Source organism: Cohaesibacter sp. ES.047 (assembly GCF_900215505.1).
Classification (GTDB): domain Bacteria; phylum Pseudomonadota; class Alphaproteobacteria; order Rhizobiales; family Cohaesibacteraceae; genus Cohaesibacter.
Map to the genome: position 1 here is coordinate 2,578,128 of NZ_LT907844.1, position 24,684 is coordinate 2,602,811.

Consider the following 24,684-nt stretch of genomic DNA (forward strand, 5'->3'; position numbering starts at 1 on the left):
ACGGAAGGCCAGTCACCTGACCCTTGCGGCCTGACGGGCCCGCCGCCAATGAGAAATTGGCACAGTTTGATAGAGGAACAAAGAGATGAAAAACCTGAGCAAAATCACCCTGGCAATTGCCCTGATCGGTGGTGTATCCGCAACTGCGCTGACCATCGACAACGCAACGGCACGCGGGTTTGAACGCGGCCCGAACATGGGGCAGGGCTATATGGGCCAAGGCTTCATGGGGCACGGCTTTAAAGGGCGTGGCGGCAAAGGCATGATGGGCCCGCGGGGAATGTTCATGGCGCTTGATGCCGACAAGGACGGCACCTTGACCAAAGAGGAACTGACCACAGGGCTTGAAGCCAAGATCAAGGACAATGACACCGACGGCGACAATGCGATCACCCTTGAAGAATTCAAGACCGAATGGCAAAAGATCACCCAGCAGGCGATGGTTCGCGCCTTTCAGCGGATGGACCGCGATGGCAGTGGCAAGGTAACCCTTGAAGAAATTCAGCAACCGGCGACCTTCATGTTCGGTCGCATGGATCGCAATGACGATGGCAAGATCGACAAATCCGATCGTCCGAACCGTGGCATGATGAACAAGCGCGGTGGGCCTCGCGGCCATCACTTCGGACCCGGCATGGGGCGCCAGTTTCAGGGCAACACCATGGGCCAGAACAATCAGCGTGGCTGGTCCCAGCGCGGCTGCTTCAATCAGCAGCAGTCCCCGGCTCCGCAGGCACCGGATCAGACCGCACCTGACAGCCAGAATTAAAAGTTCAGCTCTCTTTTGATAACTGAACGCTCAGTATCATGTGTTTGAAGCATTTCCGAGATCACATGGTCTCGGAAATGCTCATTTGCATGAGCGCACGCGGCTAGTTTGCATCAAGCCGGTAGCAATATTCCCAAGTGTCCGAGACATCGCCCAGAAAGCGCACCACAGGCACGCGCTCAAAGCCGATTTTGTCATAGAAGGCATGGCCTTCGACAAAACGGGTGTCGGTCCAAAGCCTGATCGCTTTGCCGCCTCTTTCGTCGATCAGATCCGTTGCCAGATTGTACATCGACCAGGCGAGGCCCTGACCGCGCGCCGACTTGGCAACATAGACCTTGAACAGCTCGAACAGGCCCTCGACCGTTGTCTCCCCGACGGCAAGACAGCCCACGATCTCACCGCCCTGTTCTGCCACCCACATCTGGCCACCAAGCGCAGCGTAATAGCTTTGCGGGTGCTCAAGCTCGGGGAACTCCTCTTCGGCGAAGAAGCAATGGTCATAATCTTTGAAAATGGTGGCGATCAGAGCCTTGATGGCCGGACCGTCGTCATCCGTGGCCGGACGAATAAGAGAATAGCTCATCAGTGAAAGCCTAACGATAAATCGCAGCGCCGATACCGTTGCGGCGCGCCTTGTCCACCATATCAGCGATGACTGGATCCTTCAGATCGCCGGTCACCCGCAAGTGGCCAATGACGGAAATGAAGTCGTAACCGCCAGCCTTCATGAATGCCGTTGCTTTTTCGTCTGCATCGGCCGTTGACGCGCATTCAACCGCGACCATGAAATTGCGGCGCTGCGGCTTGGTCTGTGGCGGTTTGGGGGCTTCGCTCGCCCGTCCCCGTACAATCAGGATCATGAAAACACCTCTTCTGGGAGACTTGTCGCTCCTTGATACTGGATCTGTCATACTGAGCCAGATCGCATCTGTCGAGAGAAGATCGGTGCACGGCCACTGTTCAAAAGAAAACAGCACGGCGAGAAAAAGGATAGAACGTGGAGGACGGAGCTAGACCGCTTCTTTCTGCGCCCAGCTCATGCGTTTGCGATAAATCGTCGAAGGGCTGATTTCGAGCGCGGCAGCAGCGCGGGAGATGTTGCCATCAAAATGGTTCAGCGCCCCTTCGATGATCTGCTTTTCCTGTTTCCAGAATGGCTCGATGTGGGACGCCATGATTTGTCCGACATTGCGCAGATTGCTGATGGCCTCGTTGAGGTCGCTGTCATAAAAGGTGTCATCGCCCAGAAGGTCCGGCAGATGTTCCACTTCGACCACGCTGCCATCATACATCACCGTTAGCCGGCGAATGATGTTCTGCAACTGCCTGACATTGCCCGGCCAGCGATAGGCCTTGAGCATGCTTTCTGCCTCAAGCGAGAAGAGTTTGAAGCCCTTGCTTTCCTCGAGCGCATATTGCGACAGGAAAGAGCGGGCGAGAGGCATGATATCTCCGACACGCTCGCGCAGGGGCGGCAGGTGGATCGGCAGCACATGCATGCGGTAGAACAGATCTTCACGGAAACGCCCTGCGCGGACCTCTTCCAGAGGATCCCGGTTTGTCGCCGCCACAAAGCGGATGTCGAGCGAGATTTCCTTGCTGCCGCCAACGCGCCTGAGGCTGCCAGTCTGGATGAGCCGCAACAGTTTGGCCTGAAGGTCAAGCGGCATTTCGCCAATCTCGTCAAGGAACAATGTGCCACCATCGGCCATTTCGGCTGCGCCCTTGCGGTCTTCGGTCGCGCCGGTAAAGGCGCCGCGCATGTGGCCGAACAGCTCTGATTCCATCAGATCCTTGGGGATGGCGCTGCAGTTGATGGCGATAAAGGAGCCCGAGCCGCGGCTGGAGCGGGCATGCAGGGCCTGCGCGCAGACTTCCTTGCCCGTGCCGGATTCGCCTGTGATGAACACCGGCGCCCTTGATGCGGAGACCCGCATGATCTGGTCATAGACCCCCTGCATGGCAGGGGAATTGCCGATGAAGCCTTCGAAATCCTTGATCACATCTTCCTCAGCCACGATATCCTCACCGCGCGTCAGAATCTCGGCTGTCGCGTGGCCGGGCTTCGGCGAGGCCACGCTCGCCACCGGATCGGCATGAGGGGCAGGGCGGTGATGAACAAGCAGATCACTGAGGCGGTTGGCCAAAGCATCGGCTGAAACAGGGCGCGCAACAAAATCATGAGCCCCGGCCTGCATGGAGGCAACGGCGCGCGACACCGAGCCATTTTCACTCAGCGCCAGCAACAGCATGTTGGGATGGCGGCTGGCAAGGCGCGACAGGACCTTCAGCTCTTCGTCTTCCTCAAAGGTGATGAGGGCGCACGCAGGCTCCATCAGAAAGCTCGCAGGGACTTTGCCGTCAAAGATCTGGAAGTCACAGCCGCGCTGCAGCTTGGACTCGAGAGTGCCTGACAACTGGTCGCTGATCATGCGGCGGAAGGCGGGGTCAGAACTGACAACTGCAATGCGGATTGAATTGGCATCCGCGTGTCCTGAATTCATGATGAAGGCGCCTTTCAAAAAATACTGCTTACCGAGACATGTTGCTCAAACAGGGTAAACAAAGTCTTTGCATTTCAGCCTTCTGATGAAAAACAGGAATATTTTGCTGCAAAATGCAAAAAATCCCTGATCGCTCGGGATGAAACCGGAGCAATAGGGTTAAGAAATCAAACCAAACAGCTGCAAGGTGAATTCGACGGTGTAGCGCAATGCCTTGGCGCCAGCTCCAAAATTCTCGAAAAGCCAGGGGCAAAGCTCGAAAAAAAAGGCAAGGATGAGCATGGCATACCCTGTCATGAACAAAGCGAAGCTTGTTACCCCGAGCAACCGGTTTCCATCATGGCCTTCACTATCAATCTTCAATGCCATCCACTGCTTGGCACCGATGCGAATCCACGTGGTGGCGCTCAGCATGACGATGACAAGATGCATAGCCGTAGGCACCAGCGTGGTGAGCAGGCTGACATAGAGCCATGTATAGGCCCCTCGGCTATTATCATCTTCCAGAGCGTCAAGCAGCGGTCCGAGAGGCAGGAGCGGGGTTGCGGAAGTGTGGTTGATGAGACTGAGGCAAAGGGAGGCGCTGAGAGCGACCCCATAAAGGATGAGGATCGCAGCACCAATATCGACCAGCCCGTAGATGAGCTTTCGTGAGCCTCTGCTGACCAACCCCTTGCGCAGCAAGCAAGACGTCGTGCCATAGGACAAATAGTCAAAGCTGGCGTTGATGAGGGGTAAAACACCAATCGAGAAACTGGTCAGAAGTAGTTCATGTTTGGGGGCGGTTGCTAAATGCGATGCCAGAATGATCGCAATTTGGGCTGCAGCCAAATATACGAGGATAAGTGAACCATAGGCCAAGCGTCCAAAGCCACGTTCGGTAAAATAGGCAACTGCGACTGCGCCTGCGACTGCGACTGCGAATGCGCCTGCGCCTGCGCCTGCGCCTGCGAATGCGACTGCGCCTGCGCCTGCGAATGCGACTGCGCCTGCGAATGCGACTGCGCCTGCGAATGCGACTGCGCCTGCGCCTGCGAATGCGACTGCGAATGCGCCTGCTATCCAAAACAGCCAGCCCGAACGCTTTTTCACAGTCGCGTTCGGGCTGGCTGACGCCAGAATACCAAAGACAATCATGAGCGCAATGAGACAGGTCAGGCCGTAACGAATCCAAGCGTTTGCGGCTTTGAAAATAATGATACTTCCAAAGCCGGTATCCTCTCCTGTAATGGTCCATTGAAGCAGCATGAAGAGCAGCGGATAGGCTACAGCGAGGCGCAGTGAAAGGTCGATCACCGGCCAGGAAAATGCACTAGGTGTTTGATCCCATGCTTTGATGGTGCACCTTTCTCATTTGAATGGAGGGAAGCACTATGGGCCAAGTTCTACACGGCAGCGCCACGACGACAGAGGCAGTCCGTCGAGCAATACAAAATAGTCAAGAGAGCCTGAGAGTGCTTTCCAAGCGATACGGCATCAATCAGAAAACGGTCGTCAAGTGGAAGACGCGCACCTCACAAGCGGACTTAAGAACCGGACCGAAGGAGCCACGTTCGACTGTGCTTTCGCGGCAAGAAGAAGCGACCATTGTCGCCTTCCGCAGGCATACCTTGTTGCCTCTCGACGACTGCCTTTATGCACTCCAGCCGACAATCCCGCATCTGACGCGCTCTTCACTGCACAGATGCCTGCAACGACACGGAGTTTCGCGACTACCGAGTGTCGAAGGCGACAAGCAGCCAAAGAAGCGTTTCAAGAGCTATCCGATCGGCTATTTCCATATCGATATTGCCCAGGTACAGACAGCTGAAGGCAAGCTCTATCTCTTTGTGGCTATTGACCGGACTTCCAAGTATGCCTTCGTTGAACTCTATACCAAGGCAGGAAAGATGAATGCTGCACAGTTCCTGCGCAATCTGGTCGCCACTGTGCCCTATACCATCCATACTGTTCTGACCGACAATGGCATCCAGTTCACCAATCGGTCTCGCGATCTCCATGAGTTCCAGCACATCTTTGACCGGGTCTGCACTGGAAACGGCATTGAACACCGCCTGACAAAAGTGAAGCACCCATGGACCAACGGTCAGGTCGAGAGGATGAACCGGACTATTAAGGATGCCACCGTCAAACGGTTCCATTACGACGATCACGAGCAACTCCAGAAGCATCTGGCTGTTTTCATAGATGCCTACAACTTCGCTAGACGATTGAAGACGCTAAGGGGCCTGACCCCATACGAATTTATCTGCAAAAAGTGGACAGAGGATCCGGAAAGATTCAAAATGAATCCGATCCATCAAATCCCGGGACCGAACAACTAGGGCGCCGCTCTGCGTCCAAACCGGCTCTCATCTGGGCCTTTGAAATATAGCCAGAGAAGAACCTGTCAAACCACCGGACGAGCGTAGAATAGACCCAGATATTGTCCCGCTTGCGGATCCATTTGAGAACCCCCTCTCTCACCGGTGGTTGTGCGTCAACAAGCGTAAGAATGGAGAGAAAAACGGCAAACAGGATGAAAAAGATCGCCGCCCAGATTGCTCCGTTTAAAACAGGAGATCCTTGGGTGATAAAAATACCGCCCAATCCGGCCAGAATAGCACCGATTACACCGGCAATGCCCGAAAGGGAAAAAGTCAAATTCCGAAAGATTGATCTATCTGACATGCGTTTCCCCGTCTTGAAACCAAGACTGCACAGAACGGGAAGATATGGCAAGCCGCGCACACGCAAAAGATGTGAAAAAAGCGGGACTTGCCCGCTTCCTTTAGATGTCTGGTCGTATTTGCTCAGGTCATCAGGCGAGTTGGGCGGGGAAGCCCGCTTCCTCAATGGTCTGGCGCACGGTTTCGGGCGCGGCGGACGAGGTGACTTCCACGGTGCCGCTTTCAAGGTCTGCATTGACCTCGGCGCTGCCATCAACGGCGGTGATTGCCTCCTTGATGGATTTCACACAGCCACCACAGGCCATTTCCTGAACATTGAGTTTGATCATCGGACTGTCTCCTATTCTGTTTGGGCGCACTATACGTCCGGGTTGGTGGCCTTGGCAATGAGGGCCGTGCCCAATCCACCAGCCGCCGCGATGGCCGCAAGACCGGTGCCGCCGCGTTGCTTGAGTTCGGTATAAAGGCGGGTGGCCAGAATGGCCCCGGACGCGCCGACAGGATGGCCGCGCGCAAGCGAACCGCCGCCAAGATTGACGATGTCCATGGGCAGGTCGCCACCGCGCTGGCAGGCAATCGCCTGCACCGCAAAGGCTTCCATAATTTCCGCCACCGTCAGTTCGGAAGGCCGGACACAAGCCTTGCCAAGACAGCCGGTGATCGCCTTGACCGGTGCAAGACCGGGCATAGCCGGATCACCGCCGACCGTGCCGCCGCAGACAATCTCCATCCGAAAACAGGAGAGGGACCGCGCGATCCGTTCCGAAACCACAAGGCAAAAGGCCGCCCCGTCCGCCGCAACGCTCATGTTGGCCGAGGTGATGCTGCCCGCATGCACCGGCGCACGATCGCACAGGCGTTCACTAAGCGGACGGGTGAAGGCATCGGACGCGATCCCGTCGATGGCAACGATATCTTCCAGCCGGTTCTCCATCTGGGCAGCCAGCGCCTTCTTGTGGCTTTCGATGGCGTATAGGTCCTGCTCCTTGCGGCCAACCCCCATATGCTCGGCAAGCGCATTGGCGGCTTCTGCCATATCCGGATCCCGATCCGGCCATGGCGTGAAGGGGGATTGCTCATAAGGCTCCGGTGCAGACCCATCGGCAAAAGTGCGAAACCGCAAGGGACGGCGGGAATAGCTCTCCACACCACCAGCCAGAACAATCTCGTGTCGACCGGAGCGGATCAGCGCATCGGCCAGCATCAGCGCATCAAGGCCGCCCGCACATTGCCGGTCGACGGAAAGCCCGGCCACGGTCTCCGGCAGGCCTGCCGCAAGGGCCGAGACCCGGGCCGGGTTGCCGCCGCCACCAAGGGCGTTCGACAGGATGACTTCCTCCACCGCATCACCGCTTAGCCCGGCATCCGCAAGACAAGCCTTGATCACCGGTGTCGACAACTCGTGACTGGCAAGGTGGGCAAAGGCCCCGCTGCGCGGGGCAACCGGGCTGCGCCTTGCCGCGATGACATAGGACGGAGAGAGAGGGGTCATTGGCACGCTTCCTGTCGTTGCTGAAGCCAGAGTTCGAGTGTCTTGAGATCCGGCTTGCCTGACGCAAGCATCGGCATGGCATCAATGAAGCGGATCTGCCTTGGGGCTGCAAGCGGGCCGAGGGCTGCGCGGCCCAGCGACACGAGCGCTTCGGCCAAAGCCCCATCCGCAATGGAGCCGTCGGCAACCTCGACCACACCAACCAGCACATGTCCGCGCACCCTGTCGGTCTCGGCCAACACGGCGCAAAGCCGCACTCTTGGGTCGGCGAGGAGAACCGCTTCCGCATCTTCCAGAAATACATTCTGGTCAGCGATGGTGACCATGCGGCTGCGGCGGCCTTTGAGGAACAGATTGCCAGTCTCATCCAGCGCGCCCATTTCCCCAACGCTGACCCAGCCATCTTGCCAGCGAGTGTCGCCACTGTCCGGCCCCTCATATCCATCAAACAGGTAAGGGCTTCTGACCCAGATGTCCCCCACACCATCTTGCGCAGGCTCCGATGCTTCCCCAATCCGCAGGTCGACACCGGGATAGGCGCGTCCCACCGAGCCGGCTGGGGTGCTTTCATCCCAGATGGTGATGAAGCTGGTCTCTGATGCGCCATAGAATTCATAAAGCGCGGCCCCGGGAAATCGGCGTTTCAAACCCAAACGGGTTGGTTCATCGAGCTTGCCACCACCGCAGAAAATCAGGCGAACAGCCTCGGCCTCCGCTTTGCCTGTTTTGTCTGTGCTTTTCGTCTCCAGCATCAGGCGTAATTGTGATGGCGTCGCATAAACCACGCTCACCGCGCCCGACTGCAGCACCGCATATTGGCTGCGCGGCTTAAGGCCGGAAAGACAATGGCAGTCAGCCCCCAGATGCATTGCTTCCATCAGACCATAAAGGGTCAGAGAATGGCTCAGGGCTCCGAGCACCGCATAGGTGTCCTCCGGCCCGACACCGAAGCGCGCTGCGGTCACGTCAAAGCTCGCAATCCACGAGGCTGGTCTGCGCCTGATCGTTTTGGCCCTGCCTGTCGAGCCCGAGCTCTGACAATAGAGCCATTGCCCGTCCATTGCATCCTCTGGTGACCGAATAGCAATGCCGTCCGGAGACGCATGGATGCTGTGGCCAAGCGCAATCCCTTTGCACAGCGCATCGACTTGAGCCGACAGGTCGGCGCGATGCGAAGGAATGTGGATCGTGCTTTTGGCCGAACGCCGAAATATGGGTGCGGAACAGGTCTGATGAAACAATTTTGTCAAAATCCAGATATAAATCCTGTATCAGCGTAAGAGGGGCGCGCCAATTGTGTCAATCTAGCCAGATTGATACATTCGGCACGGTTTGGCCTTTGCCTTTCAACGGCAGCCTGGTCAAAATTCCCTTGATTCCGATCAACTTTTTGAGTTTGCCCAACAGTTGGATAACGGCGATGAGTGAAAAAACAGTCGGCATAGCCTTTGGTGGCGGCGGCGCGCGAGGCCTTGCGCATATCTGGATCATGGAAGCGCTGGATGAATTGGGCATCAAGCCGTTTGCTCTTTCCGGCTGCTCCATCGGTGCCCTTGCCGCTGCCTGTTATGGCTCGGGCATGTCCGGGGCCGACCTCAGAACCTATGTGGTCGACCTGTTCGGCAACCGCGGCGAAGTGCTGTCACGCCTTTGGCAGAACCGACCCAAGAGCTTCTCCGAGCTGTTCGCAACGCCCGGACACATCGGCAATTGGGCGCAGTTTGATCCCGAATGGCTCGCCGAGGCTTTTCTGCCGCCTGAGATCAAGCCCGATTTCGCGGATTTTTCCATTCCCGTGACCATGTCCGCGACCAATTATTTCAGCGGTGAAGAAGTGATCATGCGCGAGGGGAGCGTCATGAAAGCCATGGCTGCCTCAATGGCAATACCGGCTTTGTTCCGCCCGGTGTTGATCGGGGATGAGGTGTTGATCGACGGTGGCTGCGTCAATCCCATGCCGGTTGATCATCTCAGGGGCGCGGTGGACATCATCATTGCCATCGATGTGGTCGGCCTGCCGCAAAAGCCTGCTGATGGCAAAGTCGGATCGTTCGAGATGGGGTTCGGTGCAACGCAGATCCTGATGCAGACGATTCAGCGCGAGAAGATGCGTCACGACAAGGTTGATATTCTGGTCCAACCGCTGATCGCCAGTTTCCGTCCGCTCGACTTCCTCAAGGCTGCCGATATCCTTGCTTCCAGCGAAGCAAGCAAGGATGAGGTCAAGCGCTCTTTGTCGCTTTTGATGGAAAGCTGAACCCTTCACCACCGCGATAAAACCCGATGTGGCTGGCTTGCAGAGTGGGGGCCATCTTGACTTCGTGTATATACATGATACCGTGCCGCCATGCGTGATGATGGAAAACAAACTGACATGAGCGTCAACGTGGAAGAAGAATACCCACGGTGCCTGTTCCTCAATACAGTCAAGACAGCCCGGTCCCTGACCCGCAAATATGACCGCACGCTGGCACCATACGGCACCACCTCCATGCAATATTTCGTCATGATGTTCCTGCGCTACAACGAAGGCAGGACAATCAACGAAATCGCCACGCTGATGGATCTTGATCGGTCAACCTTGACCCGCAATCTCGATGGGCTGGTCCGCAAGGAACTGGTTGTCAAAAAACGAGCCGACAAGGGCAATGGCAGGGTCTGCATGTTGACCGACAAGGGTCAGGCTCTGCTCGATCAGCTCATTCCGCTGTGGCTTGAGGCCCGAGAGACCATGAAAACCCGACTTGCTGAACAGGATGTCGACGAATATCGCGCCGTGTTGCACCTGCTCGGCACCATGTAAAATTTTCGCTTTAACGTGTATATACACGAAATATGATGAAAAGGAATGAACAATGCGCAATCTGGAGGAAAGGACCGACGATCCGATCGTCGTCACGGGACTAGGGGCAGTCAGCCCGCTGGGGGTTGGTGTTGCGACAAACTGGAAGCGTCTCATTGCCGGTCAAAGCGGCATTGTCACCAACACCCGGTTCGATACCGCAGACTATGGCTGCAAGATTGCCGGTCTGGTGCCAACCAAACAGGATGACCCGCACGGCTTTGATGCTCTGGATCATATGGACGCCAAGGACATGCGCAAGATGGATCTCTTCATCCAGTATTCGCTGGCGGCAACTGAAGAAGCGTTGGCGCAAGCGGGATGGAAGCCGGAAGATGAGGAGCAAAAAGACCGAACAGCAACGATCATCGCAACTGGTGTTGGCGGTTTTCCTGTGATTACCCAAGCGGTGACAACAGTACAGCAACGCGGCCCGCGCAAGCTTTCACCGTTCGTCGTGCCGTCCTTTCTTGCCAATCTGGCCGCAGGTCAGGTCTCCATCCGTTATGGATTTTCCGGACCGGTTGGCTGTCCGGTGACCGCATGTGCTGCATCCTTACAGGCAATCGGCGATGGCATGCGGCTGATTGCATCAGGCGAAGCGGATGTTGCCGTTTGCGGCGGTGCGGATGCCTGTGTGGATCCGGTATCCATCGGTGGCTTTTCTGCTGCCAGAGCCTTGTCGGTCAGCCACAATGCCGAGCCGCAAAAGGCCTCGCGTCCTTTTGACAAGGGCCATGACGGCTTTGTGCTGTCCGAAGGTGCCGCGACCCTCGTGCTTGAACGATTGAGCCATGCCAGAAAAAGGGGGACTATTCCTCTAGCGATGCTCGCAGGCTACGGCACGACGGCCGATGCCTATCATGTCACCGCTGGTCGTCCGGATGGATCCGGTGCCGCACGATCCATGCGGCTTGCCTTGAAAATGGCCGGAGCCGACGCGGCCGACATCGACTATATCAATGGGCACAGCACCTCAACGCCGGTCGGAGATGCAGCCGAGATCGCCGCGATCCGGTCTGTCTTCCCGCAACGCGGCAAGGATCTTGCCGTCACTTCATCCAAATCGGCTATTGGACATTTGCTCGGAGCCGCTGGAGCCATTGAAGCGGTTTATTCGGTGCTGGCTCTGAGGGAGGATCTGGTGCCGCCGGGCCTTAACATCGACGAGTCGGAAGCCGACGCCGATATCTTCGAGCTTTCGCCCAACAAGGTGACGAAGAAGCGGCTTAACAGCATTCTTTCGAACGGTTTCGGATTCGGTGGTGTCAACGCGGCGCTGGTCATGCGCAAGGTTTCGTGATCAGCGAGGGGAGCCTTGGTGGCGCGACCAACAGCGGGCACGCCCGCAGCACAAATCAGGTGCGGGCGATAATTTCACGGCCAGATACATTGGCAAGTTCACCGCTGATGCCAACCTTGCGCCGTACGAGGAAGCGTGGGCGCCGTGCCGCGAACTGGGCGTGATGGCGGCGCGGTTTGATCGGTCCGGGAGCCAGTCCCGCCGGTACACCGCGTTCCCAGTCGACGGTGACATATCCGTCCGCATCGAGCGGCTGGTGCAGCATCGATAGACCATAGCGTCGAGACCAGCTTTTCCAGTCAACGGCCGCCTCTTCCAGATCGGTGGTGGCCATGACCGGAACCGTCAGATTCGGATCGTCATGGACGAGTTCCAGAATACAGATGAGCGGAGAGCCTTCACGCTTGCCAACGACAAAGCGCGCACCAACGCCCTTGAAATAGGACATGGGAACCCGAACGATCAGCGGCAGACCGCAGGTCAGGATGCTTTCGACAAGGGCATAATCTTCCTTGATCTGCACCATGCCGGGCACCTGACTGCCAAACAGGTCTGCTTCGTCCTGCCCTGCCAGTCTGGCGACTTTCGATCGGATGTCCGAGGATTGGAAATATTTCATCAGGTCGTGGGGGTCGACGCGTGCCGCCCCCTCGATCTGGTAGGAAATGGCTTCCGTGTATTTATGATTGTCGTGACGCCTCACGTGCCTTCTCCTGTGAGCTCCTGTTCGGATGCTTCTTTCTTGATGCCTCCAAGCTAGCAGGAACCATTGTTTATTTGCTTAAGTCGCAGGGTTAAAAAAGCGTGATATTTTATAGGGTTAGGGAATGGTTACCGAGGTGGGAGATTCACTTTTCCCTAACCAATCAAACGACTGGTTGCGTCAATGGGCCAATGCCTTTTTACTTGCTCCGTTTCCTAAGAGCCCCTAAGACTGAGGAATCCGAACGCCTCTCGCGTAATCGATTTCCGGAACCGCAAGCAAAGAGCCTTCATGTCAGACCTTCTCGACCAGTCCGTAAACCTTGAACGAGCCCAACATCTTGTTGAGGCTGCAATCAAAGCCGGCGCAGACTCCGCAGATGCCGTTGCCGCCCGCGCGGTTTCCAGTTCGGTCGGCCTGCGCGACGGAGCGCCTGAGGAGAATGAACACTCGGAGAATGACTCGCTGGCTTTGCGGGTCTTCATCGATGGCTGCAAGGCGTCCATTTCGACCAACACCACATCGGATCCCGAAATTCTGGCCAAGCTGGCAGAACGCGCCGTTGCTATGGCCCGCTTGTCGCCGCGCGATCCTTTCGCACGTCTGGCGGCACGCAGTGACCTGATGGAAAATGACATCGTCATCGACCGCGTCGCTGCGATTGATCCTTATGATCCGAGCATTCCCACCACCGAAGAGCTGCTCAAGATGGCCTATGAGGCCGAAGAGGGGGCGCTGCAAGTGGACGGGGTCACCAAATCGGGTGGCGCCACCGCAGGTCATTTTCTGGGTGGAGCCGTGCTGGCCACCTCGCATGGCTTTGTCGGTGCCTATCTGACTTCGCGCATTTCCTTCTCGGCCACCGCCATTGCCGGGCTGGGCATGAATATGGAGCGGGACTATTCCTTCTCGGCGGCCGTGCACAGAGAAGACCTCAAGGACCCCGCCTATGTGGGGCGCAGGGCAGGCGAACGCGCCACGGGGCGGGTCAATCCTGCCAAGATGGAAACCGGCACCTACGACGTCATTTTCGAGCCCAGAGTTGCCAACTCGCTGATTGGCCATTTGGCTTCGGCCATCAACGGCACCGCGATCGCGCGCCACACCTCGTTCCTGATGGATCGTCTCGGGCGTCAGATTTTCCCCAAAGGCATCAGCATAACCGATGACCCGACATTGGTCCGCGGCCTTGGCTCCCGTCCGTTCGATGGCGAAGGCGTGGATTGCAAACCACTGGCGCTGGTTGAGGATGGCTATCTGAACCAATGGGTGCTCGACAGCGCCACAGCTGCCGAACTGGGCCTGAAGACCAACGGCAGGGCAACGCGCTCCGGTGCAAACCCCTATCCGTCGACGACCAACCTGACGCTTACGCCAGGGTCACAGACCAAGGAAGACCTGATCCGTGGTGTCAAGGACGGGGTCTTTATCACCGACCTCATCGGGCACGGTGTCAACGGCGTGACGGGCGACTACTCGCGCGGTGCTGCAGGGTTCCGTATCCGCAACGGCGAGCTCGCCGAATCCATCTCCGAAATCACCATTGCGGGCAATCTCAGCGACATGTTCGCGCGGATCATTCCTGCGGATGACCTGAATTTCGAACAGGCGGTCAACGCGCCATCCATTCTGATCGAGGGAATGACTGTTGCAGGACGATAAGATGACGCCTTGCGCGGACTATCATGCCTTTCGTGAAGACACCAAGCTCCTTGAACAGGTTGCGCGTGAGGCGGGGGACGTTGCGCTCAAATTCTTCAAGAAGGACCCAGAGGTCTGGACCAAGAAAAATGACAGTCCGGTCACCGAAGCCGATCTGGCCGTCAACAATCTGATTGCAGAGCGCCTCATGGCGGCGCGCCCGAATTATGGCTGGCTGTCCGAGGAAAGCGAAGACAGCGACGACCGCCTCGAGAAGCGGCGGGTCTTTGTCATTGATCCCATCGACGGAACCCGCGCCTTCATTGATGGCGGCACCGAATGGACGATTTCCCTTGCCGTGGTGGAAAACGGCAGGCCGGTGGCCGCCGCTCTTTATGCACCTGTGCGGCATGAAATGTATCTGGCTTCCAAACTGTCAGGTTCAACCCTGAACGGAGCCAGACTGCGCTGTCCGCAACTGCGCACGCTCGAGGGCGCACGCGCCGCCGGTCCGCGTATTGTGATCGACAAGGGGCCGCTGGCCCGGGCCGGGGTTGAAGGGCGTGGCTATATTCGCTCGTTGGCCTATCGCATTGTGATGGTCGGCAATGGTGCGCTTGATCTGGCGCTTGCCCGTGAACATGCCAATGACTGGGATCTGGCCGCCGCTGATCTCATTCTCGAGGAAGCCGGTGGTGTTCTGCGTGACAATGCCAACCAGCCTCTTCGATACAATCGCAAAGACTGTCGCCACGGGTGCCTTTGTGCAGCCGGTCACCCGATTGCGGACCTGATGGCAGCCATCATGCCGGTTCTGCCGTTCCCCAAACGGCACTGAGGGCACTCTTCGGAACTCGACTTTCGCAGTATCTGGGGCATCAATCCCCACATTATGCGCAGTCGACTCTGGCCCTTTCTGTTCTTTACGGATAGATCTGCCAAGGAACAAACCATGTGCCTGTAAGGATGCTGACGAGGCGAACGGCCTCTATTCGTTGACCTCGACAGGCGCGGACTGACCAAAGGACTGGAGAGAGACTATGTCTGAAGAACAGCCAAAACAGCTTTTGCATATGGTGTTCGGTGGCGAACTGACCGATCTGGAAAGCATTGAATTCAAGGATCTCGACAAGCTCGATATCGTTGGCATCTATCCCAATTATGCGACCGCATTCGATGCCTGGAAATCCAAGGCGCAAAGCACGGTTGATAATGCACACATGCGCTATTTCGTCGTCCACATGCATCGTCTGATGGACCCTGAGGAAGAATAGGCGGTTCAGGCGATTGCCCACAAGCGCTTCCCGCGCAAAGGAGGAGGTGCCCATTTCGGCTCACTTCCTGTGACAGAGTGGTGCGTTGCCCTTTCCTTTAAGGTCAAATAGCCCTATATCAGGGCCGCACCCCATTGCACAACTTATGTGCAATGGGGTGCCTGCGGCGTATGGAAAGACCGGGGAAGACGTAAAAATTGCCAGAATTGAAGAAAATCGCCCGCTCGAAGACCGTACTGACCATCGCAGGGCGATTGATTGCGCTTTGGCTCCGGCTTGTTCACCACACCACGCGCATCGTGACCGACTACGACGACGCCTATGACCGGGTACAGGCTGAGGAACCGGTGATCGTCGCGGTCTGGCATGGACAGCATTTCATGATGCCGCTGGTGCGCCGCAAAAGCTTCCGGATGCGTCTTCTGATTTCGCGCTCTGGCGACGGCCATCTCAACAGCGTTGCTGCTGAGAGCCTCGGGGTGGAAGTGGTGCGCGGCTCCGGTGGCCGCAATCGAGCCAAGACCATGACAAAGGGCGGCATCGCGGCGCTGAAGAACCTTGTCTCCTCTCTTGCAGAAGGCGTGAATGTCGGAATGACGGTCAACGTGCCGAAAACCGGTGCGCGCCAGTGCGGCCTCGGCGTTGTCACGCTGGCCAAGCTTTCGGGCCGTCCTATCGTGCCCATCGCCTACGCATCCTCCTGCCGAATTGATCTCAACACGTGGGACAAGGCTTCGATCAACTTGCCGTTCGGCAAGGCAGGGTTCGTGATTGGCGATCCGATCTATGTTGATCACGATGCTGACGCGGACGCCCTCGAAGAGGCACGCAAGACCGTGGAGGCGCAGCTCAACGCCGTGACCGACAGAGCATATGGCAGCCTGCGTTCTAAACGTGGGTGAAGCTGCTTGACGCGGGATGCATTTGGTCATGACCAGCGCGAGGCCTTCTTGAGGTGCTAGGCGCTGTTTCAATGTGTTTATCCATTGGTAAATATAGCATTTTTTACAAAAAAATATTCAAAATACTGGGAATTTATCCCTGTTGCCGAAAAAAGGAATCTCTAAATCCCCACCGAGATGGTATAGGTGCGAAAAGGTTTGTAGAGCCCCGTGCAAACATGGACCCGCATCCGGGTTGGCAGAACAGTCTTATTATCTTTGAGGGCAGCAAGGTGCGCGTGTCTGGCGCATCGTGTCAGCATAGCATTGTTTGATCGGGATGCGGCCCTGCTTCTGCCATCTTTAGCCCATAAGCCGCCCACTGGATAAACGGAACGGAACAGAACAGGTATGGACTGGTCAGGACGCATCGCACTTTCGGCATATCGCACTGCTGGTTATGCCTTCAGCCCGATCGTTCCCCTGTTTCTGACATTGCGGGATTCGCGCGGCAAGGAGATCCGGGCAAGGCGGAACGAGCGCTACGGCAAAGCCTCCTTTGATCGTCCCTCTGGCCCGTTGGTCTGGGTGCATGCGGCATCGGTGGGCGAAACCAATGCCATCATTCCGCTCATCGAGCAGATCGTCGAGACCGGAACGCGGGTTCTGCTGACAACCACCACGGTGACATCTGCCCAAGTTGCCGAGCAGCGCTTGCCGAAAGGCGCGATGCACCAGTTCGTTCCGCTCGACATTCTTCCTTTCGTGAAGCGTTTTCTGAACTTCTGGCAGCCTGACCTCGCCCTGTTTGTCGAGTCAGAGCTTTGGCCCAATATCATGACCGAGCTCAGCCACCGGGACATTGCTTTGATCATCGTCAACGGGCGCATGTCCGAGCGATCCTACGAACGCTGGTCCAAGTTTCCCTTTGCGGTGCGGCAAATGTTCGGCAATGTGCCTTTGTGTCTCGCCCAGACCGAAGAGGACCGCACCCGATACCTTCAGCTCGGGGTGGCCAATGTGGAAGTGACGGGCAATCTCAAGTTCGATGTGCCGCCGCCCGCCGCCGACGAGCAGGAGCTTCGGACCCTGCGCGAAGTGATCGGCAGCCGGCCCGTCTGGATCGCCGCGAGTACGCATCCCGGAGAGGAGCGCCTGCTGGCTCAGGCTCACAAGCGCATGGCGCAACGCATGCCCCAGCTCCTCACGATCATCGTGCCGCGTCATCCCGAAAGGGGCGAGGAGATCGAAAGGGAAGTCAAGCTGCTGGTCCCCAACGTTCAGCGCCGCTCCGTTGCACCGGGCCTTAATCCCCAGACCAGCGTCTATCTTTGCGACACGCTGGGAGAACTCGGGCTTTTTTACCGCTTGTCACGGGTTGCCTTCGTCGGTGGGTCTCTGGTGAACCATGGCGGGCAGAATCCCATTGAACCCGCCCGCCTCGGCTGCGCGATCCTGCATGGGCCTCATACCGGCAATTTCGGCGATATCTACGAGGCTCTTGACCGGATTGGCGGGGCCGAACGCCTCAATTCCGAGCGCGATCTCATCCAGACTCTGGCGCGTCTCTTCTCCTCCTCCGCCGAGGTGCACAGGCGTTCGGAACTGGCACGTCAGGCCCTGCGCCCCTTTGCTGGGGCGCTTGATCGGACAATGATGGAGTTGACGCCGTTTCTCAATCCGCTCAAGATCAATGCGGAACTGAATCGCGCCAACACCGATGCAGGGTTTCGCGCACCTTAAGGAGAAAATCGGACATGAAGGCTCCAGGTTTCTGGAAGGAGCGGGGCATGCTTGCCTGGCTGCTCTATCCCGTCAGCTTTCTCTATGGCCGTATTTCTTTATCCCGATTCAACAAACCGGCTCGCTACAAGGCTCACCTTCCTGTGCTTTGTGTTGGCAATCTGGTTGCCGGTGGAGCGGGCAAGACCCCGATGGTCATCGCAATCGGGGCTGCTGCCCGCGCGATCGGACTGTCCCCCATTTTCCTGACACGCGGCTACGGCGGAACCGAGGGCGGCCCCCTGAAGGTCGATCCCAAGACGCACCGTGTCCGGGATGTCGGTGATGAAGCCTTGCTGCTCGCGCGGATCGGGCCGACCATCGTGGCCAGAGACAGGGTAGGGGGCGCCAAGTTGGCCGAGGACGTCGCCTCAAGCGGTGACGGTGGCGGTATCATCATCATGGATGACGGGTTCCAGAACCCCTATCTCTACAAGGATTTGACGCTCGTGGCGGTCGACGCACAGCAGAGCATCGGCAACGGCTTTGTCCTGCCTGCCGGTCCCTTGCGCGCTCCGCTGCTGCCACAGGTGCGCCGGGCGGATCAGTTCATCGTCATCGGCGAAGGGGAACGGGCACCGCGCCTCAGGCAGTTGGCGGCAAAGCTTGGCAAGGCATCCAATCATGCAAGCCTGCGCCCCGGCAAGTGCAATCTTCTGGGCGGTACGCACGTTCTTGCATTCTGCGGTATCGGACGCCCGGAGAAATTCTATCATACGCTGGATGAGCTGGAACTGGAGCGGGTCGACCAGATGGAGTTTGCTGACCATCACCCCTACACCGAGGCGGAAGCCGAAGCCATTCTCAAGCGGGCCAAGGACCAGAATCTGTCCATCGTGACCACGGCCAAGGACCACGTCCGTCTCGTGGGGTTGGGTAAGGCAGGTGACAAGCTGGCACGCAAGGCCCATGTGGTCGAAGTCAACATGGTCTTTGACGACCGGGCTTTTCCGCGACGGGCCATCGAACAGGCGCAGCGCAAATTCTCGCGCCGCTAAGGTATCCGTTCGGCCCATCCCGAGCATCCCGAGCCTGAGCCTTAAAGGTCGCTCAGGCCTTCATGGCTTTCTTCTCGGCTTCATAGGACGCTGCGGCATCCACATAGGGCTCTTGGCGAGCGACAGACCAGTATTTCAGGTCTTCAAGCGCAATGGGGCGACCTGTAACGGCACAGGTGACAAAGGTGCCGCCGGACAAGATCTGGTAGTCCGCGTCCAGATAGCGGATTTTGGCTTCCTTGCCGGAGCTTGGCAGTGTGATCATAATCTTCTCTTGGCTCCTGATCGTCAGTGTCTGTTGTTCGTTTGCGTTCTTTCTAGCGCCATGGAGCTTTGTTGACCAGCGCTGTGATGCGAAAAGTCTCGCCAATGAACATGGTTGGCCAGCCTTTAATGCGCATCACATGTTGGCCTTGCCCGAGGAGAGTGGCGATAGCGCCCGCTGCGAATAGTAATCCCCGGGCCCCTCTGATCCGTCCGGATCAATATCGGCCTTTTTGCGGCTGATGACATAAAAGCACGTCAGGATCGCAGCAAGACCGAAGACGCAGTTGCCGATTGCCTGTCCCAACAGCGCCCCTTCAGCTCCGGCAAGATGGGTCCCCAACATGACGGGAGGGATCGTGCCAATCGTCGCGCGGCCCCAGTTGAACCCGGTGGAATAGGTCGGATACCCAAGATTGTTGAACGCGGCATTGGTGACAAACAGGAAGCCCAGAAAGATGCCGCTTGGCGCTATCCAGGTGCAATAGTAGCGCACGAACTGCGCGGTGTTGCCTTCGGCACCAAAGGCCATGACGATCCAGCCCTGCGCGACAAACAGGATAAGCCAGACGAGTGTCGTATATCCCAGAATGAAATACATCGAGGATTTGAGGGTTTCCTTGACGCGGTCCATCTGCCCGACCCCCAGATTTTGCCCGAAGATCGGCCCGACCGAACCGGACAGGGCAAAGAGCGCGGTATAGGACAGCGGAATGATCCGCCCGACAATCGCCCAGCCTGCGACCACTTCGTCGCCATAAGGCGCGATAGCCATCGTCACATAGGCATTTCCGACCGGCGTGGCGACATTGGTCAGAATGGCGGGCAGGGCAATTGGCAGCAGAACCTTCCAATGCTCGACAACCTCTTTGAGGCTGCGCGGCAGGTGTACCAGATTATGCAGATAAACAGCGCCCCGCAAACCGACGCCGATCATCACCAACCGCGACAGAACCGATGCGATAGCCGCGCCTTCAACGCCCATATCAAACCCGAAAATGAAGATCGGGTCGAGAATCGCCGAGGCAAAGCCGCCCGAAAGGGTAACGAACATCGAGCCTTTCGCATCACCACTGGCGCGCAGAAAACCGGCCAGCATCATGGAAATGCCGAGCAGCGGCAGGGAGGGAATGACGATGGACAAGAAACCCACGGCGACGGTGTGCGCCTCACCGGCGGCACCAATCAGGGTCAGCAGCTCGGGAATGAACATGTAGATCGAGCTCGCCAGTATCGCCATGAGGCCAAGCACTGTGAGCAGGGCGCTCCCGGCTCGTCGTCTTGCCAGTTCCTTGTCTCCCGGCCCAAGGGCCCTCGCCACGATGGCCGAGCCACCGATGGTCATGCCGATGCCCACCGCGTTGTTGAAGAACATGATCGTTGCGGAATAGCCGATCGCCGCCGCCAATTCAGTTTCGCCCAACAGAGAGATATAGAACAGGTTGGCAAAGTCCACGGAAAAGACAGCCAGAAGGCCGACCGATCCCGCAGCCGTCATGGTGACGACGTGGTGGAAGATGGATCCGGTGACGAACTTGCCGCGTTGAGCGGCGGTTTGGGGAGACGGTTGCTCTTTTGAACGGGAGTCTTCGGGCTGCGTGTCCTCAGTTGTCATATACCATCCTGTGGGGTCTATGCCGGAGCGCGCGGGCGCTGACGGCTCAAGGCCTCTTTCGAGACAGCTTTATACATCTTTGGCGGGCAGCATATCCCTCAATCGCCGAACAATCCAATGTATCGGGTGACAAGGGCCATAAAAACAGTTGGGCATGTCGGATGACATCGTCACCTGGCATGCCCGTCGTAGAGAGTAGATCATCAATATAGACGCGTCTGGGCAAAATAAAAAGAGGCAAGAGCCTTGTTATCTATGCTCATTCGCGATGGCAGATAAGATAAAGCCGCATATGCAGCTTTATCCCTGCAATCCCTGATCAGACCCGATCAGTGGCGAACTTGCCTGACGCTTTGCCGCGATTTTCCTTGCGCCCCTTGGGGTGGCCTTCGCCATTGCTGCGTTTGCGACCGTCAAACCGTCCTTCGCTGCGCCCTTCTGTGCGCTTGTCAAACCGTTTGTTGCCGCCACGTCTGCGATCATCATCGCCCTGAGTGTTTTTCTTGCCCCGCGGCGCGCCGCGCCCTGAAGAGCCGAGCAATTGTTCGGGACGGTCACCGATTTTGGTGATGCGCAGGCTTTTCTCGCCGGTTCCTTCGGTCTCGGTGATGTCTTCAAAGCGATCCGCAACATCGGGAGCCAATTCGAAGATGGTCTCGCCATCAAGAATGCGGATGAAGCCGACTTTCTTTTTGGAGAAACCGCCAACACGGCAGATGAGCGGCAACAGCCAGCGCGGCTCTGCACGGTGCTTGCGGCCCGCATTGATGCGGAACCAGATGCCGTTCTCGAAGTCGTTGCGTTCGCGGGGCTCACGTTTCTCATCGCGCGTCTCGATGATGTCGGAGACATCCTCGGGCGCTTGATAGTAAGCTTGCTGGGTCGACAGGAAAGCGGCTGCAATCTGTTCTGCGCCATAAGTGGACAGCAGCGAGCGCGCCAATTCCATCGTAGCGTCGTCATGCCCGGTCGTCAGTGCCTCATGGGTGAAGATGCGGCTCTGGTCCTGACGCACGATATCGTCGATGCTCGGAACCGGACCCCAGTGCACACGCACATTGGCGGTTTTCAGAAGGCGGTTAATGACGTGGCGCTTGTTGTGCGGGACGATCAGTGCGCAAGCACCCTTGCGGCCTGCGCGGCCTGTTCGGCCCGAACGGTGCAGAAGGGCTTCCGCATTGTTGGGAAGATCCGCGTGGATCACCAGATCGAGGTTCGGCAGATCAATGCCGCGTGCCGCAACATCGGTCGCGACACAGACACGGGCCCGGCCATCGCGCATGGATTGCAGCGCATGGGTGCGTTCCGTCTGGCTCAACTCGCCGGACAGCGCCACAACGGCAAAGCCGCGGTTGCTGAGGCGTGAGGAGAGATGGCGCACCATTTCGCGGGTTGCGCAGAAGATCATGGTGCTCGGCGCTTCGTGGAAGCGCAGCACGTTGATGACGGCTCTTTCCTTGTCTTTGGCCGAAATCTGATGGGCGTGATAGTCGATGTCAGCATGCTGCTGGCGTTCTTCTGCCGTGCTGATGCGCAGGGCATCGCGCTGATAGGTCTTGGCCAGCTGCGCAATGGGACGCGGCACGGTTGCCGAGAAGAGGAAGGTCCGGCGTTCCTCGGCTGCCGTTGACAGGATGAATTCCAGATCCTCACGGAAGCCAAGATCGAGCATCTCGTCTGCTTCATCGAGAACAGCGACGCGAAGCCATTTGAGATCAAGCGTGCCGCGTTCGATATGGTCGCGCAAACGCCCCGGCGTCCCGACGAGGATGTGACAGCCACGCACCAGATCGCGCCGTTCGCTGCGGATATCCATGCCGCCGACGCAGGATGCAATGATGGCACCGCATTCGGCGTAAAGCCAGGTAAGCTCTTGTTTGACCTGAAGTGCAAGTTCGCGGGTTGGTGCAATCACCAGAGCCAGAGGCTCCGCTGCACGGGGAAGGGCACCTTCTTCGTCCAGCAGGTTTTCGGCCATGGCAAGGCCAAAGGCAACCGTTTTGCCCGAGCCGGTCTGAGCCGAGACGAGAAGGTCGCGGCCCTTGGCTTCGTCTTCGATAACAGCCGTCTGAACAGAAGTGAGATTTTCATAGCCACGCGCAGTCAATGCACTCCCGAGAGCGGGATGCACAGCGTCGAATTGAGTCATAGAGAGACTTTCCGGGATGTCCACGCCGAACCAAGGGTCCGGCTTTTCAAAAAATAATCCCGCGTCTCGAAGCCCTACCCCAAAACGACAGGTCGGTCTGGCCACCTGTCATCAATCAATCGGCTACTGTTGCACGGGGTGAGCGCTCCTTCTATAGCAGGCTCGCCGAAAGGTCAATTCTTGCCCGGCTGTTTTATGAGTTATTCAGGCTCGCAGCTTCAATGAGGCTGCCGAACCGATTCTCTCCTCACATCTTCAAAGCGCCTCAAAAGGGCCTAGGTGGGACGGGTGAAGTACGCAAGGAGCGGTGATGCGACCTTGGGAGCGCTGCTAAAAGGAAGGGAATGCTCAACAATTGGTAAAAAAGTGGCGTTGATTCACCTGGTGTTAATCTAAATAGGGAGAATCAAAGGGGTCATTGCTTGAACGAGTTTGGATTTCGCCATGGCTACAAATTATACCACGCTGCGCGCAAGGCTCTCTTGCGCCGTACCTCTTCTTATGCTCGGCACGGTTCTGCCTGCACAGGCGGATAATGTCTACGACACACTGATGGCAGGCGGCTATTCCGACGCCAGCTATTGGGATATCTCTCTAGGGGGAGGGCTGTTTGTCACCCCCGAATATGAGGGCTCCGAGCACTACAAGGTCATGCCCGTCCCCTTTGTCAGCATCGTCTGGAACGACACGTTGTTCTTCGATGTCCGCAAGGGATTGGGCATTAATGTCTTTTCGCACAACGGCTTCAAGCTGGGCACGGCCCTTGGCTACAATTTCGGTCGCAAGGAAAAGGACAGCCGCTCCGAATTGAACGGACTGGGCGATATTGATGGTGGCCTCAACGCCAAGGCGTTCATCGAATATGATGCCGGACCGGTCAAGGCCTACAGCAACGTGACCAAGTATTTCGCCGGCTCCAAAGGTGTGAGCGGCGAATTCGGGATCAAGACCTTCATACCGCTGGCCATGGTTGGCGGTGCGGATGCCGGTGCAGTGCGCCCCGACCCCAATGTGCCCGGACACGGCATGACGGGGCCAGCTCTGAGCCTTGGCATGTCTGCCGAATGGGCCGACAAGGTCTACATGAAGGAATATTATGGCGTAACAGCCACCCAGTCGGCACGCTCGGGCAAGTCGGTGTTTGGCGCGGCCGCGGGCTTCAAGGCCCTGGGCGTCGAGGCTGGACTCTATAAGCCGGTCGGCCCCAATCTTCTGCTCGGCACCACGATCAAATACAAGCGTCTTGTTGGCGATGCAGACAAGAGCCCGGTTTCAAGCACCAGCAACCAGATGTCTGGATCGGTGTTCGCAACCTACAGCTTCTAGCCGATCGGGCGCAGAATGACAGGCGGGGAAGGGGGCTTTTCAAGCGGGCGGTGTCCCGCAAGGAAAGGTTCAGCTTCCCCGTTCTTTTTCAATGGCAAGCTTGGTGCGCAAGTCGGCGATCTGTTGCTCGATCGCCCTGCGGGCGAGCGGATCATCCGTTTCGGTCATGCGCGTCAGCAAGGCTTGCAATTTGCCATTGAGCAGAACGAAGGCGGGCTTGCCACCTTGCTCGCGCATCACGCGGGCGAGGGTATCCTCGGTGCTCTCGGCCAGATTGGCTATGGGTTTTCCTGCGTTGGGCAGATCTGAAAGATCGCCCTTTTCCATTGCTTCCCTGATGCGCTCTTCAATCACATGTTCAAGCGGATGGCCCATGGCGGCGATATCCCTGACGTTGGACGGATACCAAAGTGTTGGGCCAATGCCCGGTCTTGTCAAGAAACGTGCACATCAAGGAGCCGTGATCGAC

At 57.6% G+C, this 24,684-nt stretch carries 24 protein-coding genes; 12 read left to right on the forward strand and 12 right to left on the reverse strand.

Translation table 11 applies throughout. The features are described from left to right. Positions 1-85 precede the first annotated feature (85 nt). On the forward strand, positions 86-769 hold the full coding sequence (locus tag CPH65_RS11755; RefSeq protein ID WP_096173639.1) for an EF-hand domain-containing protein: 684 nt from the start codon (positions 86-88) through the stop codon (positions 767-769). A 103-nt stretch (positions 770-872) separates the two neighbouring features. Here CPH65_RS11755 and CPH65_RS11760 read toward each other — a convergent pair whose 3' ends face one another. From CPH65_RS11760 to CPH65_RS11775, 4 genes are all read right to left on the reverse strand, one after another. After that, positions 873-1,355 (reverse strand): GNAT family N-acetyltransferase, encoded by a 483-nt coding sequence (locus tag CPH65_RS11760; protein WP_096173640.1) that lies wholly within the window; start codon positions 1,353-1,355, stop codon positions 873-875. A 10-nt stretch (positions 1,356-1,365) separates the two neighbouring features. After that, positions 1,366-1,632: a hypothetical protein gene (locus CPH65_RS11765; protein WP_096173641.1), complete on the reverse strand. Its 267-nt coding sequence runs from the start codon at positions 1,630-1,632 to the stop codon at positions 1,366-1,368. Between the two features lie 150 nt (positions 1,633-1,782). After that, positions 1,783-3,276 carry a sigma-54 dependent transcriptional regulator gene (locus CPH65_RS11770; RefSeq protein WP_096173642.1) on the reverse strand — a complete coding sequence of 498 codons (1,494 nt, stop codon included), beginning with the start codon at positions 3,274-3,276 and terminating at the stop codon, positions 1,783-1,785. Positions 3,277-3,435: 159 nt separating this feature from the next. Further along, positions 3,436-4,572, reverse strand: coding sequence for a hypothetical protein (locus CPH65_RS11775; RefSeq protein ID WP_096173643.1), 1,137 nt, complete (start codon positions 4,570-4,572; stop codon positions 3,436-3,438). A 77-nt stretch (positions 4,573-4,649) separates the two neighbouring features. Between CPH65_RS11775 and CPH65_RS11780 the strand changes: the two genes are divergently transcribed. Beyond that, positions 4,650-5,600 (forward strand): IS481 family transposase, encoded by a 951-nt coding sequence (locus CPH65_RS11780; RefSeq protein ID WP_096172544.1) that lies wholly within the window; start codon positions 4,650-4,652, stop codon positions 5,598-5,600. 476 nt (positions 5,601-6,076) lie between these two features. On the opposite strand, the gene CPH65_RS11785 is transcribed toward CPH65_RS11780, so the two are convergent. The 3 genes from CPH65_RS11785 to CPH65_RS11795 are packed head-to-tail and all read right to left on the reverse strand — an operon-like array spanning position 6,077 to position 8,687. After that, the gene (locus CPH65_RS11785; RefSeq protein WP_210201009.1) at positions 6,077-6,274 is read right to left on the reverse strand and encodes a heavy-metal-associated domain-containing protein; all 198 of its coding nucleotides are present in this window, start codon (positions 6,272-6,274) and stop codon (positions 6,077-6,079) included. 29 nt (positions 6,275-6,303) lie between these two features. Continuing rightward, positions 6,304-7,437 (reverse strand): thiolase family protein, encoded by a 1,134-nt coding sequence (locus tag CPH65_RS11790; protein ID WP_096173644.1) that lies wholly within the window; start codon positions 7,435-7,437, stop codon positions 6,304-6,306. Then, positions 7,434-8,687, reverse strand: coding sequence for an AMP-binding protein (locus CPH65_RS11795; protein WP_157747651.1), 1,254 nt, complete (start codon positions 8,685-8,687; stop codon positions 7,434-7,436). Before CPH65_RS11795 ends, CPH65_RS11790 begins: the two co-directional genes overlap by 4 nt. Before the next feature lie 170 nt (positions 8,688-8,857). Between CPH65_RS11795 and CPH65_RS11800 the strand changes: the two genes are divergently transcribed. The 3 genes from CPH65_RS11800 to fabF all read left to right on the forward strand — a co-directional run bounded on the left by CPH65_RS11800 (position 8,858) and on the right by fabF (position 11,582). Then, the gene (locus CPH65_RS11800; protein ID WP_096176378.1) at positions 8,858-9,694 is read left to right on the forward strand and encodes a patatin-like phospholipase family protein; all 837 of its coding nucleotides are present in this window, start codon (positions 8,858-8,860) and stop codon (positions 9,692-9,694) included. A gap of 117 nt (positions 9,695-9,811) precedes the next feature. Then, a complete protein-coding gene (locus tag CPH65_RS11805; protein ID WP_157747652.1) occupies positions 9,812-10,240 on the forward strand; it encodes a MarR family winged helix-turn-helix transcriptional regulator in 429 nt (142 codons plus the stop codon). 52 nt (positions 10,241-10,292) lie between these two features. Beyond that, positions 10,293-11,582 carry a beta-ketoacyl-ACP synthase II gene (gene fabF, locus CPH65_RS11810; protein WP_096173647.1) on the forward strand — a complete coding sequence of 430 codons (1,290 nt, stop codon included), beginning with the start codon at positions 10,293-10,295 and terminating at the stop codon, positions 11,580-11,582. A gap of 55 nt (positions 11,583-11,637) precedes the next feature. Here the strand turns inward: fabF and CPH65_RS11815 are convergent, their stop codons facing one another. After that, complete coding sequence (locus CPH65_RS11815) at positions 11,638-12,285, reverse strand: DUF6101 family protein (protein WP_096173648.1); 648 nt, start codon at positions 12,283-12,285, stop codon at positions 11,638-11,640. 291 nt (positions 12,286-12,576) lie between these two features. Here CPH65_RS11815 and CPH65_RS11820 point away from each other — a divergent pair, with 291 nt between their 5' ends. The 6 genes from CPH65_RS11820 to lpxK all read left to right on the forward strand — a co-directional run bounded on the left by CPH65_RS11820 (position 12,577) and on the right by lpxK (position 18,861). Next, a complete protein-coding gene (locus CPH65_RS11820) occupies positions 12,577-13,947 on the forward strand; it encodes a TldD/PmbA family protein (RefSeq protein WP_157747653.1) in 1,371 nt (456 codons plus the stop codon). Then, complete coding sequence (locus CPH65_RS11825; RefSeq protein WP_244574386.1) at positions 13,934-14,764, forward strand: 3'(2'),5'-bisphosphate nucleotidase CysQ; 831 nt, start codon at positions 13,934-13,936, stop codon at positions 14,762-14,764. Before CPH65_RS11820 ends, CPH65_RS11825 begins: the two co-directional genes overlap by 14 nt. Positions 14,765-14,966: 202 nt before the next feature. Beyond that, complete coding sequence (locus tag CPH65_RS11830; RefSeq protein WP_096173650.1) at positions 14,967-15,200, forward strand: DUF4170 domain-containing protein; 234 nt, start codon at positions 14,967-14,969, stop codon at positions 15,198-15,200. Positions 15,201-15,397: 197 nt separating this feature from the next. Continuing rightward, positions 15,398-16,102, forward strand: a complete 705-nt coding sequence (locus CPH65_RS11835; RefSeq protein ID WP_096173651.1) for a lysophospholipid acyltransferase family protein — start codon at positions 15,398-15,400, stop codon at positions 16,100-16,102. Between the two features lie 390 nt (positions 16,103-16,492). Next, positions 16,493-17,824, forward strand: a complete 1,332-nt coding sequence (locus tag CPH65_RS11840) for a 3-deoxy-D-manno-octulosonic acid transferase (protein WP_096173652.1) — start codon at positions 16,493-16,495, stop codon at positions 17,822-17,824. 14 nt (positions 17,825-17,838) lie between these two features. Further along, on the forward strand, positions 17,839-18,861 hold the full coding sequence (gene lpxK / locus CPH65_RS11845) for a tetraacyldisaccharide 4'-kinase (RefSeq protein WP_096173653.1): 1,023 nt from the start codon (positions 17,839-17,841) through the stop codon (positions 18,859-18,861). Between the two features lie 52 nt (positions 18,862-18,913). Here the strand turns inward: lpxK and CPH65_RS11850 are convergent, their stop codons facing one another. The 3 genes from CPH65_RS11850 to CPH65_RS11860 form a co-directional block, all read right to left on the reverse strand. Further along, positions 18,914-19,126, reverse strand: a complete 213-nt coding sequence (locus CPH65_RS11850) for a DUF2093 domain-containing protein (RefSeq protein WP_096173654.1) — start codon at positions 19,124-19,126, stop codon at positions 18,914-18,916. Positions 19,127-19,261: 135 nt separating this feature from the next. Continuing rightward, positions 19,262-20,740, reverse strand: a complete 1,479-nt coding sequence (locus tag CPH65_RS11855) for an MATE family efflux transporter (RefSeq protein WP_096173655.1) — start codon at positions 20,738-20,740, stop codon at positions 19,262-19,264. Between the two features lie 319 nt (positions 20,741-21,059). Beyond that, positions 21,060-22,889: a DEAD/DEAH box helicase gene (locus CPH65_RS11860; RefSeq protein WP_096173656.1), complete on the reverse strand. Its 1,830-nt coding sequence runs from the start codon at positions 22,887-22,889 to the stop codon at positions 21,060-21,062. 444 nt (positions 22,890-23,333) lie between these two features. On the opposite strand from CPH65_RS11860, the gene CPH65_RS11865 reads away from it, so the two are divergent. Further along, a complete protein-coding gene (locus tag CPH65_RS11865) occupies positions 23,334-24,215 on the forward strand; it encodes a MipA/OmpV family protein (RefSeq protein WP_096173657.1) in 882 nt (293 codons plus the stop codon). Positions 24,216-24,284: 69 nt separating this feature from the next. On the opposite strand, the gene CPH65_RS11870 is transcribed toward CPH65_RS11865, so the two are convergent. Beyond that, the gene (locus tag CPH65_RS11870; protein ID WP_172891512.1) at positions 24,285-24,653 is read right to left on the reverse strand and encodes a DnaJ family domain-containing protein; all 369 of its coding nucleotides are present in this window, start codon (positions 24,651-24,653) and stop codon (positions 24,285-24,287) included. Positions 24,654-24,684 lie beyond the last annotated feature (31 nt).